This is a genomic window from Exiguobacterium sp. Leaf187 (genome assembly GCF_001423925.1).
Classification (GTDB): domain Bacteria; phylum Bacillota; class Bacilli; order Exiguobacteriales; family Exiguobacteriaceae; genus Exiguobacterium_A; species Exiguobacterium_A indicum.
The window spans coordinates 1,228,392-1,241,850 of record NZ_LMPR01000009.1; the positions used below are offsets into that span (position 1 = coordinate 1,228,392).

A 13,459-nucleotide genomic window follows, 5' to 3' on the forward strand; every position below is an offset into this window, starting at 1 on the left:
TCCCCACTTTTTAATATACATCTCCATCCAAGTCGGTTGATCCTGAATCTGAACCAATCGTCACCTTGAATGTTGTACTCAAAGGTGTTTTCTTATCATTTTTCAAGACTTCCAACACATCTTTATTTTCTTTTAGCACAGTGACTTTAATGCGAGCCACACCAGGACGTAACGGTTGCAACGCTTGGCCCGTCGGATCGATTTTGACGTACTCTTTCCCTTGCGTCACTTCCATCCGGTAAAATCGTTCAGTCGTCGTTTCCGGGAACCACCCTAAGAGTGGTCGTTTGTTTTCATCCTTCATCGTCATGATTAAATCATCAGCTGTTACGCTGGTCGGGTTCTCACGGACTCGAACGAGTGTCTTTGCTACCGTATCTGGGAAATCCGTCAACGTGAGTAATGCTTCGACAGCTCCATTTGGAGTACCGGTCTTACCTGTAATCGTATAACCGTTCGCTGTTGGTATCAGTTCAATCGCACTACTCAACGTAGACGTCGTAAATGGTAACGGGTAATTCGGTTTGAATGTTGCCGTCACATCTTGTGTTGATCCGACCCAGAGTTCAAGATTACTTGGGGCGACCGAAAGTTCCGGTAGCTTCACTTGAATTGTATAGGTCGTAGACTGGGCAAGGTATGTCGAACTTCCTGCTTCTGCCGGAACGACAGCTTTAACTGTGATCGTTCCAGGTGTTTTCCCGGTCAAATCTAATGTGTTTTTCGATAAACCATTCGTTTTGACATGCGAATCATTCGTGATGATCCATTGAATCGGTGTCTCGTTTCCTGAAATCATCGAAGCGAGTCCCGTCATGGATTTCGTTTCACCAACGTACAGTGTATCCGGTACGTTTCTTACAATCAGTCCACCAAATACATCATTGATCACGAGATCAGATGTCGTCGTGAGTTCTTTTCCATTACCTACAGGAACGACTAATTTGATTTGTGTCGTACCGACTTTTTTCGGTTTAATGACTCCTGCTTCATCGATTGAGGCAATCGTCGGATCGACGATCGACCATTTCAACGTTCCGTATTGGCTACCTGTCGGATTAATTTCTGGCAAGACTTTATACGATGGTGTCGTGATATCCATCTTGACGGATGGAATCTTCGCACTTGTCGCAAATGCCGGTGTCAATGCGTAGCCAAGTGTCGGAAATGCTTGTGGATCATTATTTACTGTCGTTAGTTTATCTGAACGATTTGTTTCATTTTTATAGACATTTTTAGTTGATGTTAGCACATTATCTTTTTTATCGAGCGTGTAAATGCCCGCAGATTCTTTAGCTTTTACTTTTACTTTAAATGTTATTTCTGATTGTTTAGCTACCCACTGCCCTTGGTAAATGCCGTCAAGTGCTTCATCGTATTCAATGTTTGGTGCGTAGCCTTTTATAGACTGTCCAGAAATAATAGCATCCTTTAACCCACTAGTTGAAACCACTTCTAAATTACTCGGTAATTTTTCATTGAACAGTATATTTTCCATCGTCACAGAAAATTTCCCTTTGATATAGCCATTCTCCCCAATAGCTTCTTGTTGCTTCATAGGTGTTGTTTTAATGGTATATGAAATTTCAGCCGTCTCACCATTAGGAATAGTAGCCGGATCAATAGAACGAGATAATACGAAAGGAGCAGAAACAGCAGGTCGAACAACTTGAACGGTCCGTGTCTCGATTGCCTTAGCTCCCCGCTGATCCTCTGCTTCGATTCGAATCGTAACACTTGTTTTACCTTTTAATTTTGATTCGAAGGATTGACTGACGAACGAGTTATTCTTCAACTTATTGTTTTCAAAGACTTTCTCATTATCAATATAGATCCGTGTCTTTAGCTCACGGTCTTGCAGATCATAGTCGTTGACTTGATACGAGATCGTCAACGGCTCATTCTCAAGATAGCTCGATTTGTCCGTTGGCAAGATATTCTTGATTAATGGCTTGTGGTTCGCACCGATGAAAGCACGATACATCGTATTCGAGAACAATTCTTTTTCTTGTTGTTGATCAAATTTTGTTGTGTGTCCTGCTCCAGAATACGTAACGTTCCCTTTTGTGTACATATAGTAGTGGTTGCGTGCGTCCCCAATCGTTCGACCTGCAGCCTGGTTCGAGGTATTCAGATCTTTTTCACGGATGTTATACCACGGAATAAGGTCCGGTTGCTCAAGATCCAAGCCGAAGTATTGATTGTGGGTCGTTGCTATCGCTACTGTATCTGCCAAAGCAAATGGATAAGAAGTCATGACTCCGGCATTTTGTTTGACTGCCTGCCCTGATGGTCGTTGCGCCCCGTATCCCATATTCGTAAAGTTCTTTTGACCAGCAAGATCAGCAAATTTCGTTTCCCAGAATAATTCAGGTTTATCGGTTTGAGCTGGTCTGAAAATCGTGTCGTGTGTCAACATCAATCCTTGACCAGTATTCGTAAAATCAAGGATTGCATTCGATGCAGGATCGCTTAGTGCAGCAGCACCATATGAATCTTGAAACCCGAAAATCAACATGTCATAATTTGTATTTAAATTTTTCTTTTGAAAGTCCGAGTTGAATGTTGTTGCAGATAATACTTCGACATTAAAGTCATATAATCCGTCTTGTTTCAACAATGTACCCGACATGAATCCATTAATAGAGCCGGTTGATCCCGAACGCGTGACTTGTAAAATCTTCGCTTGGGCTACCTGATCCTTCATTAAGAAGCTACCGATCTTATAATCCGAAAGTCCATCTTCACTTACGACTTTAATCATCCAGTTCCGTGGTCCTGTATAACTCGGTGCATCAAATTGATAGGACAAGGAGCCAGAAATCGTCGCTGGTTTTTCATCGACCTTTTCGGATTCCTCAAACTGGTCATTACTATTGAAATCAATATACAATTGAACGCGTGTATTAGCCGTAGTTTGATCAAGCGTAAAATTAAAATCAATTGGTTTATCTGGTGAAGCCGGTGCTGCTTTATCCACCGATGTTAACGATTGACCAGCCTGCGAAACCGCTACTTTGCTTAAACGAGGTCGTTCAATTTTTTCGGATTGTAATCGGGAGACGACCTGTTTTGAATCCGTATAGGCAATCGCAGCACCAGACGTCATGCTTGGCTTAAAAATCGAAGTGAAATTACTCGTTGCATGTGTTAACACATCAGCGTGTAAAAAGACGGGTAATCCTTTTTGAATGTAATTCTTCAAAATTTCATTCGCTTTTAACTTCGTAATATCATTTTCGATGTTACTGGTATTATGCTGTTTGGATTTCGAATCAGATACTGTAATCGAATAACGGTCTGTTCCTGTAAAAATAGATGGATCAAAGACGATCGCATCAAATGCACCATCAAGTGAGAAACGAGACGCATTCAACTCTTTGACCGTCATCATCTTGATTTCGTATTGACTGGTATTCAACTCTTTTAACAATGATAACGACGTGATTGTCGTTCCCGGATCAATCCGGTTCGTCGCCGACCAATCATCACGAATCTCTAAAATCTTAAACTTCTCGCCTGTCGCCGCTTTTGAATGCGGTTCATGTATATACGTAAAGCTTGAAAAAATCAGTAAGCTTGCTACTAACAAACGGACCCACTGTCTCATCGCTCATCGTCTCCTCATCATGTCTTTGAAATCCGGGACTATACTTCCCCAATTTCATTATAACGAGCGAAATCGCATTTTCCCTATTTTGTAAAAGAGTTTGTGTACATTTGACGCACTTCACTGATGAAATAGAGTGATCCCGTCACGACATATGTTCGATTTGCGCTTAAGTGACCTAAGAATGCTTTGACCGTCGTTACGTTCGCGCCCTCTTGCTGCAACTCCTCTCGCGTCCGAGCTCGTGGGAAATCAAACGTCGTCTCGTAAATATCCGGTGTAATGCTACGTAACTGCGCTAGCATCGCTGTCCGGTCTTTGTCACGTAAAATCGAACAGAGCAACGTCACCGGTTTTGATTCCTCTTTTAACCGTTCAACAAGTGCCGTGATCCCTTCCGGATTATGCGCACCATCGAGAATGATCCGTGGTTTGCGTGAGATGATCTCAAACCGTCCCGGATGTTTTGCCTCCCGTAGCCCTTTTCGGATCGCCGCTTTCGACCATCCAAGTCGTCGCGCACAGACGACGGCATTCGCCGCATTATGGACTTGATGATGACCTTCGAGACCTAAGCGCGTCTCCGGAATCCCATCATATGTCGCCCAAGTTCCTGTCTCTTTCAGACGGTAACGGATGATTGCTTCCTGACTCCATTTCAACGTCGCATTTCGGTCACCGCAATACGCCATTAACGGTACCGTCAGCTCTTCCTGCAGTTTTCCGGCGATGACCGGTGTCCCTTGTTTGATGATCCCGAACTTCTGTAAAGCAATCTCTTGGAGCGTATCTCCGAGAATCGCTTGATGATCGTGCCCGATCGACGTGATGATCGCTGCGACCGGCTTCTTGAAGACGTTCGTCGAATCATACAATCCACCGAGTCCGACTTCATAAATGACGAAATCGGGACGAATCTGATTAAAATAATAGAAAGCAAGTCCCGTTAATGCCTCGAACTCAGTGACCGTACCGAGTGCCGGATCGATATGCTGGATGGCAGCTTGAACAGCGATCGCAGCGGCGACGAGATCATCTTCTGCGATCGGTACCCCGTTCAACATAATCCGTTCCTCGAACTGAATGATATACGGTGACGTGAACGTCCCGATGCGTAATCCTTCCGCAATTCCCATCTCACGTAAGAACGCAACCGTCGATCCTTTCCCGTTCGTGCCAGCGACATGAATCGTCGGAATCGCGTCCGGGTCAATCTGTAATTCCAGTAACATCGCCTGCATCCGTTCAAGACCTGGTTTGACGCCAAATGCTAGTAAGCTCGATAACCAATCCAATACATCTTCTCGCGTCCTCATGTTGTTCGCTCCTTTAAAAAAAGTGGCTCAAGGAAACTTGAGCCACTGCTGTAATTAGTGTGAGAGTTCGTTGATGCGTGCTTCGACAGCTTGACGTTTTTCCGTATAATCAAGTGCCTTCGCCTTTTCTTCATCAATAACATGTGCCGGTGCTTTGCCAACGAAGCCAGGGTTGTTGAGTTTTTTCTCGACCCGTTCGACTTCTTTCGTATACTTGACGAGTTCTTTATTCAAGCGCGCGATTTCTTCCTCGATGTTGATCAAGTCCGCGAGTGGGATGAACAATTCTGCTCCCGTTACGATCGCACTCATTGCTTTTTCTGGTGCTGGCATCTGTTCTTCGATTCGAAGTTCAGATGCGTTCGTGAACTTTTGCAAGTACGAGCTGTTTGACGACAGGTCGTCTTGAACACGTGCGTCATTCGTCGAGATGAACAGTTGGATCTGTTTCGACATCGGTGCGTTCACTTCCGCGCGGATGTTACGAACCGAACGGATGACGTTCTGAACCGCTTCGAATGCTGGAACGGCTTCCGGGAAGTCGAGTGACGCTTCACGTGTTGGCCATGCAGCACGTGTGATCGTCTCGCCTTCATGCGGTAAGTGTTGCCAGATCTCTTCCGTGATGAACGGCATGAACGGGTGCATCAGACGCATGATCCGATCGAGCGTATAGGCAAGAACCGAACGCGTCGTCTGTTTTGCTGCTTCATCTTCCCCGTTGAGCGGTAACTTCGCCATCTCGATGTACCAGTTACAGAAGTCTTCCCAAATGAAGTGATAGAGAATACGTCCCGCTTCACCAAACTCGTATTTGTCAGATAAACGCGTTACGTCGTCAATCGTCGTCTGTAGGCGTGTCAGGATCCATTTATCTGCGAGTGACTTCTCGCCTGTCAAATCGATCTGATCAAACGTTAGACCATCCATGTTCATTAAGGCAAAACGGCTTGCGTTCCACAATTTGTTCGAGAAATTCCATGTCGCTTCGATCTTTTCCCAGTAGAAGCGGAGGTCGTTGCCTGGTGTTGATCCTGTCGTTAAGAACCAACGAAGAGAATCGGCACCATACTTCTCGATGACATCCATCGGGTCGATTCCGTTCCCGAGTGATTTCGACATCTTGCGTCCTTCCGAATCACGAATCAATCCGTGGATCAAGACGTCTTGGAATGGACGTTGTCCTGTAAATTCATACGATTGGAAGATCATCCGTGATACCCAGAAAGCGATGATGTCATAACCCGTAACGAGTGTCGATGTCGGGAAGTATTTTTGATAATCCGCTGCGTCCGTGTTCGGCCATCCCATCGTTGAGAACGGCCAAAGCGCTGAAGAGAACCACGTATCAAGAACATCGTTGTCTTGCTCCCAGTTCTCGATATCGGCTGGTACTTCCTTGCCAACGTATACTTCGCCTGTTTCTTTATGGTACCAAGCCGGAATCCGGTGTCCCCACCAGAGTTGACGGCTGACACACCAGTCACGGATGTTTTCCATCCAGCGCACATACGTGTTCTCAAAGCGTTGTGGAACGAAGTTGACCTTGTCTGGTCCTTGTTGTTCCTCGAGTGCTTTTTGCGCGAGTGGTTCCATTTTGACGAACCATTGGAGTGAAAGATACGGCTCAACGATCGCGTCTGAACGCTCCGAGTGACCGACAGAGTGCAAGTGTGGTTCGATTTTGATTAGAACACCTTCTGCTTTTAAATCTTCAACGATTTGTTTCCGGCATTCGAAGCGATCCATACCTTCGTATTTCCCTGCGTTCTCGTTCATCGTTCCATCTTCATTCATGACGAGGACACGTGGTAACTCGTGACGGTTACCGACTTCGAAGTCGTTCGGGTCGTGCGCTGGTGTGATCTTAACGACACCTGTACCGAACTCCATGTCGACATAGTCATCGGCAACAATCGGAATCTCGCGACCAACGATTGGTAACGTGATTGTTTTTCCGACGAGGTGAGCATAACGCTCATCCTTCGGGTTCACGGCGATCGCTGTATCACCGAGCATCGTCTCAGGACGTGTCGTCGCTAGTTCAACGTGACCTGAACCGTCCGTTAGTGGATAGCTGAAGTGATAGAACGCACCTTCGATATCCTTGTAGATGACTTCGATATCCGAGATCGCTGTTTTCGTCGCTGGGTCCCAGTTAACGATGTATTCGCCGCGGTAGATTAAGCCTTTTTCGTAAAGTTTCACGAAGACTTCTTGAACCGCTTCTGACAATCCTTCGTCAAGCGTGAAGCGTTCACGCGAATAATCGAGTCCGAGACCAAGTTTTGCCCATTGTGCACGGATCGTTGACGCGTATTCTTCTTTCCATGCCCATGATTGCTCGAGGAATTTCTCGCGACCCATTTCAAGACGTGATTGTCCTTCTGCCCGCAGTTTTTGTTCGACTTTTGCTTGCGTCGCGATACCGGCATGGTCCATTCCTGGTAGGTAAAGAACGTCGAATCCTTGCATCCGCTTCATCCGTGTCAGCATGTCTTGTAACGTTGTGTCCCACGCGTGACCAAGGTGCAATTTACCTGTGACGTTCGGTGGTGGAATGACGATCGTGTACGGCTCTTTTTCTGGATCCTGATCGGCTTTGAAATAGTCACCTTTCACCCAAAAGTCGTACCATTTTTCTTCCGTTGCCTGCGGATCATACTTCGTTGGCATTGATAATTCCTGCATCCTGATCGCTCCCTTTTTGTCCATAATAAAAACGGCTTCTCTCGTCCTATGCTAAGGACGAAAGAAAGCCGTTGCTTTTTTCCGCGGTACCACCTTAGTTCATCCACAATCGGATGCCCTCGAGCCACGTAACGTGTGGAGGACGGATATCGCTCGTAAGACTCACGATACCAGCTCGTGGGGTGACCTTCCTCCTGTTCGCCCGTCACATCTTTCAGCCAAGGATGTGTTCTCTACACCGGTACGAATACAGGACTACTCTTCCCGTCATCGCTGTTGCCATTTTCTTCTTTACTTATTTTAGCCGAGAGTTCAAGCAATCGTCAAGAACTGCTTAACGACCAAATTCAACTTGGAGTTCTTGGAACGTCAATTCGACGGCTTCGATCGTCCGCTCGATGTCTTCGTCCGTGTGGGCGATTGACAGGAAGAGACCTTCGAATTGTGACGGTGGTAAGAAGACACCACGCGCCGCCATCTTTTGATAATACGAACGGAACATCTCAAGATTCGATGTTTTCGCTTTTTCGAAGTTCGTGACGCGCTCATCCGTGAAGAAGACACCGAACATCGCGCCTGCACGGTTCGTCGTCAACGGAATGTTATACTTCGCCGCAGCGTTCAGGTAGCCTTCTGACAAACGGCTCGCTTTCCGGTCGAACTCTGCATAGTGTTCTGGTTTCAATTGTGTCAATGTCGCTAGACCTGCTGCCATCGCGAGTGGGTTCCCGGATAACGTACCTGCTTGATAGATTGGACCTTGTGGTGCGATCTGCTCCATGATGTCACGACGTCCACCGTAAGCACCAACTGGCATTCCGCCGCCGATGACTTTACCGAGACACGTGATATCCGGTGTGACACCGAAATGTCCTTGGGCACAGTGGAATCCGACACGGAAACCGGTCATGACTTCGTCAAAGATCAGTAAAGCGCCGTTTTCTGACGTGATTTCCCGTAAGCCTTCGAGGAATCCTGGTTCTGGTGGCACGAAGCCCATGTTCCCAGCAGCCGGTTCGACGATGACACCGGCGATATCGTCGCCATGTTTTTCGAACGCGATCCGGACAGCGTCCAAATCATTGTACGGAACTGTCAGCGTCATGCTCGCGATTTGCGCCGGAACGCCTGGTGAATCTGGTAATCCGAGTGTCGCGACACCTGAACCTGCTTTGATCAAGAGCGAGTCACCGTGACCATGGTAACAGCCTTCGAACTTCAAGATTTTCGTCCGACCTGTGTAGCCACGTGCGAGACGAAGGGCAGCCATCGTCGCTTCAGTCCCTGAGTTGACCATCCGGACGACTTCGACCGACGGCACACGACTGATGACGACTTCCGCCATCGCTGATTCGATTTCCGTTGGTGTCCCGTAGCTCCAGCCACGCGTTGCTTGTTCTTGAATTGCTGACGTGACGATTGGATCGGCATGACCGAGAATCATTGGTCCCCATGACAAGACATAATCGATATATTCTTTTCCGTCGATATCATAGAGCTTCGATCCTTTCGCATGATCTGCGAAAATCGGTGTCATCCCGACCGATTTATAAGCACGGACCGGACTGTTGACACCACCCGGCATGAGCGGGAGTGCCCGCTCGAATGCTTCTTTTGATTTTGAGTTCTGGTTAATTAAGCTCATTTCGACCCCTCCAGGTAACGACAAATGTCTTTTGCGAAATAGGTGATGATTAAATCAGCGCCTGCTCGTTTAAAGCCAAGCATCGTCTCAAGGACGATTCGTTCTTCATCGATCCAGCCGTTCAAGGCAGCGGCTTTGACCATTGCATACTCACCCGATACGTTATATGCGACAATTGGTAGATCGATTCGCTCGCGCACATCGCGAATGATATCCATGAACGCAAGTGCAGGTTTAACGATCATGAAGTCAGCTCCTTGATCGACGTCCGCTGTTGCTTCGCGGAACGCTTCGCGACGGTTTGCCGGGTCCATTTGATAACCTTTCCGGTCGCCTTCTCCCGGTGCCGAGTTCGCTGCATCACGGAATGGACCGTAATAAGCAGACGCATATTTAACACCGTAGCTCATGACCGGAATGTGGCTGAAGCCGTTCTCGTCTAATCCTTGACGAATCGCTGCGACGAATCCGTCCATCATCGATGATGGCGCGATGACGTCGGCACCTGCTCGGGCTTGTGAGATTGCTGTCTTGACGTGAAGCGGTAATGACGCATCATTATCGACCGTACCGTCGGCGACGATTCCACAATGACCTGTCGACGTATATTCACATAAGCATGTGTCGGCGATGACCGTTAGCTGCGGGGCAACCTTCTTGACGAGACGTGTCGCTTCTTGAACGATCCCGTGATCGTGAAACGCACCTGATCCTTGCTCGTCTTTCAAGTGGTCGTGCGGGACACCGAATAAAATGACAGATTCGATTCCGAGTGCGACGACTTCTTCAATCTCAGCCGTCAGATGATCGAGTGATAAGTTGAAGACGCCAGGCATCGAACTGACTTCGCGTTTAATGTCTTCGCCTTCAGCGACAAAAATCGGATAAATCAAATCTGATTTATGCAACTGATTCTCGCGGACGAGTGACCGGAGTGATGCGGTATGACGTAAACGACGGTGACGTGCGTATTCTAATGTGTTCATGCTGATTCCTCCTCAATGATACGATCAATCATGCCGTCCACCGTGAATTCACGGGCGACATGGATCGGTTGAAGTCCGGCTGCTTTTGCTGCTTGCTCCGTAATCGTCCCAATGACGATGAACGTCGTCTGTGGGGCTAACGGCGCAATCGCTTCGACAGCGGAAGGACTCTGCAGTCCAATATAGGCGGCAGTTCTGACAAGTGCTTCAGGTAGCCGACGGGTGACGGTTTCATACGTGATGATATCTTCGACCGTATATCGATTCAGGTTTCGTAACTGATCGACCGGTGCTTGCCGCGATCGGTTCCCTCGTGCAAAGACGATATGATCGCCGTCAGACAAGTGTGGTCCGAGTTCTGCGACGAGTGCGTCTCCTGTAAAGGTCGACGGACAGAAGTCTGCTGTTCGACCGTACTTCGCAAGTGCGTCTGCCGTCTTTCGTCCGACGACCGCGATACGCGTTTCTGCTAATTCAGGCAACGCATCAGCAATCCGGTGGACACCATTCGGACTCGTCACGATGAGCCAATCCATTCCCTTCGGTAACTTAAACGAAACCGGTCGCGTTTCAATGACAGGATAATGCACTGACTCGATCGCGACGGCGCGCAGTCGCGCCATCTGCTCGGTCGTCGGTGGTCGGCTGCCCGTGAAGAGTACCTGCTTACAAGTCATCCGGAAGTGTCGCGAGAATCTCACGACCGCCCGAAGCAAGCAGACGTTCGGCAACATCTTGACCGAGTTGCATCGGGTCAAGACCTGATTCGCGCTCGAGTAGGATTTGCTCTCCATCGACGGATCCAATGAATCCGACGAGTGTCGTTGACATGTCTTCGTTGATCGTTGCGAATCCACCGACCGGAACGTGACAGCTACCTTCGATCGCTGCTAAGAAAGCGCGCTCGGCGTAAGCTACTTTTTCCGTCATCTGATCATGGATCAGGTGCAGAAGGTCACGTACTTCTTGGTCATGTTCGCGACATTCGATACCGAGGATTCCTTGACCGACGGCTGGAATCATGTCATCTGTCGAGAGATATTCCGAGACGACGTCTTCAGACCAACCCATCCGTTGTAGACCAGCTGCTGCGAGCAAAATTCCGTCAAACGGACCATTCTTTAATTTATCGAGTCGTGTGTCGATGTTTCCGCGAATCGATTCGATTTTTAAATCAGGGCGGAGTTTTAGCAATTGCGACCCACGACGTAAGCTACTCGTGCCGACAACTGCACCTTCTGGCAAGGAAGCAAGACCTTCGCCTGTTTTCGTGATCAAGGCATCACGCGCATCGACACGTGCTGGTGTGGCACCGATGATGAGACCATCCGGTAATTCAGAAGGTAGATCCTTCATGCTGTGAACGGCAAAATCGATTTCTTCGTCAATCATCTGTTGCTCGATCTCTTTTACGAATAATCCTTTACCGCCGACTTTCGAGAGCGTCACATCCAAAATGCGGTCCCCTTTTGTGATGATGTTCTTGATTTCGAATTCATACGGCGCGCCGGCTTGTTTCAACTGGTCAATGACCCATTTCGTCTGTGTCATCGCTAGCTTCGAGCTTCGCGATCCAACAATGATTTTTCGCATGCTAAAATCCCCCTGTACAATGATAAAGGGGCGGCACAAGTCCGCCCCATGCATTTTCTATTGTAACACAAATCGTGCTTTGTTCACCGGTTCACAGCTTTTGCGGAAGGTGCCGTCTCTTCTGATGTCATGACGTCATCTTCGAGCCCTTCGAACAAGTCTTCGTTTAATGCAAACGTATCCATGAACTGCGCAATCCGTTCATCGGCATCTGGCTTCGCTGCCGCATCTTTAATATAAGATAACGGTTCACGCAACAACTGGTTGATGATTGATTTCATGTGTTTGCCAATGACGGTTTTTTCACGTTTCGACATCTCCGGTAATTTCCGTTCCAAGCTTTGCATCGTTTCTTGTTGAATGCGTAACGCCTGGTCTCGTAATTCCGTGATGATCGGTACGACACCAAGTGTCGTCATCCAACCTTCGAACTCAGCGATTGCCGCTTCAATCCGTTGTTCGATCTTCGCCGCTTCCTTCATTCGTTCCGCCATATTTTGTTGGACGATCGATGTCAGATCATCGACATCATACAAATGAACACCTGGCAAGTCACCGACGGTCGGTTCGATGTCGCGTGGTACGGCGATATCGATCAACAGGAATGGACGATCGTGCCGGAACAGCTGTGCTGCCGCGATGTCTTCGCGTTTGATGATGGCACGTTTGGCACCCGTTGAAGAGATGACGATGTCTGCCCGAAGCAAACCGCACTGCATCTCGTTAATCGAATGTGCCGATCCTTCGAACCGATTCGCGACCTCTTCTGCTTTAGCTAACGTCCGGTTAAAGACCGTGATATCACGTGCCCCTGCTTCATATAGGTTAAGCGTCGTCAATTCGCCGGTTTCTCCCGCACCGATGACGACGATTGATTTATCTTCAAGCGATCCGAGTAACTGTTCGGCAAGCGTGACAGCAGCAGCACTGACAGAAACGGCATTTTCACCGATTCCAGTTTCTGCGTGAGCCCGTTTGGCGAGCGTGACCGCTTCTTTGAAAAGTTTATTGAAGACCGTTCCTGTCGTTTCAAGCTTTTGCGCCATGAAGAAGCTTGTCTTCACTTGACCAAGAATCTGCGTTTCACCGACGATCATCGAATCAAGCCCACTTGTCACGCGGAACAGATGCTTCATCGCATCGAACCCTTCATGAATGAAGAGATACGGCTCCAGTTCCTCCATCGTCAAACCGAACCAGTTTGCAAGGAAACGTTTCGTATAATACCGTCCTGTATGTGGCTGATCCGTCACGACGTACAGTTCCGTCCGATTACATGTCGAGACGATGACACTTTCAAAAATACTTTTTTCATCGCGCAATGCGACGACCGCTCCCTTCATCTCATGCTCCCCAAATGAGACTTGTTCGCGTATTGATACAGGCGCTGTTTTGTTATTCAAGCCGACCACTACGATATGCATGCGCTCTACCCCTTACGTCCAAAGATTTCGTTCCGATCTATCTTTTCGTTCTCTATCCTACATTATAACCATTATAAAAAAGATTCCAATCAATTTATAAACTAAAATGAGTCGAAGTTGTGAAATCTTCTTCATTTTTTCTCTTCTTCTACCTTATCCCTCTCTCATGAAAATCACAAACCCTCTGCTCCTAA

General features: G+C 47.8%; 8 protein-coding genes and 1 other annotated feature. All 8 genes read right to left on the reverse strand.

Annotated elements, in window-relative coordinates; all coding sequences use genetic code 11:
• Positions 1–10: 10 nt before the first annotated feature.
• Complete coding sequence (locus tag ASF99_RS10695; protein WP_023468967.1) at positions 11–3,610, reverse strand: DUF5057 domain-containing protein; 3,600 nt, start codon at positions 3,608–3,610, stop codon at positions 11–13.
• An 83-nt stretch (positions 3,611–3,693) separates the two neighbouring features.
• Positions 3,694–4,926 (reverse strand): bifunctional folylpolyglutamate synthase/dihydrofolate synthase, encoded by a 1,233-nt coding sequence (locus ASF99_RS10700; protein WP_055968723.1) that lies wholly within the window; start codon positions 4,924–4,926, stop codon positions 3,694–3,696.
• A 54-nt stretch (positions 4,927–4,980) separates the two neighbouring features.
• Positions 4,981–7,617 (reverse strand): valine--tRNA ligase, encoded by a 2,637-nt coding sequence (locus ASF99_RS10705; protein WP_055968725.1) that lies wholly within the window; start codon positions 7,615–7,617, stop codon positions 4,981–4,983.
• Positions 7,618–7,667: 50 nt separating this feature from the next.
• Positions 7,668–7,897: a binding site (T-box leader), on the reverse strand.
• Positions 7,898–7,951: 54 nt separating this feature from the next.
• Positions 7,952–9,262: a glutamate-1-semialdehyde 2,1-aminomutase gene (gene hemL, locus ASF99_RS10710; protein WP_055968728.1), complete on the reverse strand. Its 1,311-nt coding sequence runs from the start codon at positions 9,260–9,262 to the stop codon at positions 7,952–7,954.
• Positions 9,259–10,248, reverse strand: a complete 990-nt coding sequence (gene hemB / locus ASF99_RS10715) for a porphobilinogen synthase (RefSeq protein ID WP_023468970.1) — start codon at positions 10,246–10,248, stop codon at positions 9,259–9,261. Before hemB ends, hemL begins: the two co-directional genes overlap by 4 nt.
• A complete protein-coding gene (locus ASF99_RS10720; protein WP_055968729.1) occupies positions 10,245–10,925 on the reverse strand; it encodes a uroporphyrinogen-III synthase in 681 nt (226 codons plus the stop codon). Before ASF99_RS10720 ends, hemB begins: the two co-directional genes overlap by 4 nt.
• Positions 10,915–11,841, reverse strand: coding sequence for a hydroxymethylbilane synthase (gene hemC, locus ASF99_RS10725; protein ID WP_023468972.1), 927 nt, complete (start codon positions 11,839–11,841; stop codon positions 10,915–10,917). The genes ASF99_RS10720 and hemC overlap by 11 nt, the downstream gene beginning before the upstream one ends.
• A gap of 83 nt (positions 11,842–11,924) precedes the next feature.
• Positions 11,925–13,265: a glutamyl-tRNA reductase gene (gene hemA / locus ASF99_RS10730; protein WP_050677617.1), complete on the reverse strand. Its 1,341-nt coding sequence runs from the start codon at positions 13,263–13,265 to the stop codon at positions 11,925–11,927.
• Positions 13,266–13,459: the final 194 nt, after the last annotated feature.

What these genes read in the sequence shown, in the direction of transcription:
- ASF99_RS10695 (WP_023468967.1), bottom strand. Translation starts at nt 3,610, where the DNA reads ATGAGACAGTGGGTCCGTTTGTTAGTAGCAAGCTTACTGATTTTTTCA.
- ASF99_RS10700 (WP_055968723.1), bottom strand. Translation starts at nt 4,926, where the DNA reads ATGAGGACGCGAGAAGATGTATTGGATTGGTTATCGAGCTTACTAGCA.
- ASF99_RS10705 (WP_055968725.1), bottom strand. Translation starts at nt 7,617, where the DNA reads ATGCAGGAATTATCAATGCCAACGAAGTATGATCCGCAGGCAACGGAA.
- hemL (WP_055968728.1), bottom strand. Translation starts at nt 9,262, where the DNA reads ATGAGCTTAATTAACCAGAACTCAAAATCAAAAGAAGCATTCGAGCGG.
- hemB (WP_023468970.1), bottom strand. Translation starts at nt 10,248, where the DNA reads ATGAACACATTAGAATACGCACGTCACCGTCGTTTACGTCATACCGCA.
- ASF99_RS10720 (WP_055968729.1), bottom strand. Translation starts at nt 10,925, where the DNA reads ATGACTTGTAAGCAGGTACTCTTCACGGGCAGCCGACCACCGACGACC.
- hemC (WP_023468972.1), bottom strand. Translation starts at nt 11,841, where the DNA reads ATGCGAAAAATCATTGTTGGATCGCGAAGCTCGAAGCTAGCGATGACA.
- hemA (WP_050677617.1), bottom strand. Translation starts at nt 13,265, where the DNA reads ATGCATATCGTAGTGGTCGGCTTGAATAACAAAACAGCGCCTGTATCA.